The 1,309-nt window shown below is 73.9% G+C and carries 1 protein-coding gene; it reads left to right on the forward strand.

From position 1 onward, the window contains the following. The first annotated feature begins 418 nt into the window (after window positions 1-418). A complete protein-coding gene (locus tag CCN44_RS26490; RefSeq protein WP_059249803.1) occupies window positions 419-1,060 on the forward strand; it encodes an IclR family transcriptional regulator in 642 nt (213 codons plus the stop codon). The last annotated feature ends 249 nt before the right edge of the window (window positions 1,061-1,309 follow it).

The raw sequence follows: 1,309 nt of genomic DNA on the forward strand, positions 1-1,309 counted from the left end.
GGTGGGGCCCCGGTCGGTCGGGCAGGCGCCGCCATGGGGCTTTGCCTCCAGCCCGGCGTGGGGGTTCGGTCGGCTGAGAGGGCACTGGTGCGGGGCTTCGGTACGGGTTTCCGAACGTGTTTACTCGGCTTCGGCCCCCTGTGCCGTGTGCGTATCCGGACGAATGGAGGCAGGCCGGATCTGGCCTTGCCCGGATTCTGGACGAAGACTTCCGCTCAGCGAACCGGCTTCGCTACTGTCCCGCTACGCACACGCCCCGTGGCAGCGCCGCCGCGGAGCGCAGCCGTGAAGCGACTTGGCCCGGAGCCGCCGGGCCGACCTGCCGATCGGCGGCCTCTGAAGCGCGTCTCCGACGGGACTCGGTGACGCATCCGCCGCTCAGGGACCCGCCGACCTCACCGCCGAAGGAGTGGGCGTCGTGACCGCGGAGACCTCTCAGACGCTCGACCGGGGACTGCGCGTCCTCAAACTGCTCGCCGACACGGATCACGGGCTGACCGTCACCGAGTTGTCCACCAAACTGGGCGTGAACCGGACCGTCGTGTACCGGCTGCTCGCCACGCTGGAACAGCACGCGCTCGTACGACGTGACCTGGGCGGGCGAGCCCGGGTCGGCCTCGGGGTGCTGCGGCTCGGGCGGCAGGTGCACCCGCTGGTACGGGAGGCCGCGCTGCCCGCGCTCAGATCGCTCGCCGAGGACATAGGGGCGACGGCGCACCTGACTCTCGTGGACGGGTCCGAGGCGCTGGCCGTCGCGGTGGTCGAGCCGACCTGGACGGACTATCACGTGGCCTACCGGGCCGGGTTCCGGCATCCGCTGGACCGGGGCGCGGCCGGCAAGGCGATCCTCGCCGCACGGCAGTCGCCCTCGGCCGACCCGGGGTACACGCTGACGCACGGCGAACTGGAGGCGGGGGCGAGCGGGGCCGCGGCACCGTTGGTCGGGGTGACCGGAGTCGAGGGCAGCGTGGGCGTGGTGATGCTGGCGGACGCCGTGCCGGAGCGGGTGGGAGCGCGGGTGGTGGAGGCGGCCCGGGAGGTCGCGGAGGCACTGCGCTAGCCCCCCGACGGCCCTGCGAACACCCACGGGTCACGGGTCCTACGAGCCTCACGCCCCGTGCAGCCGCACGCCCGAGCCCGGGCATCCGCGCCACCACAGACCCACGCACCGGCACGCCCGAGCCCGTGCAGCCGCCCGCACCCGCGCGCCCCTGACACGTCACAGAGCCGCACGCCCCACGCCCGCAGTCCCCATCCGGACCCCACGACCCCACGCACCGGCACGCCCGAGCCCGTGCAGCCGCCCGCA

This window comes from Streptomyces tricolor, assembly GCF_002155905.1.
Taxonomy (GTDB): Bacteria; Actinomycetota; Actinomycetes; order Streptomycetales; family Streptomycetaceae; genus Streptomyces; species Streptomyces tricolor.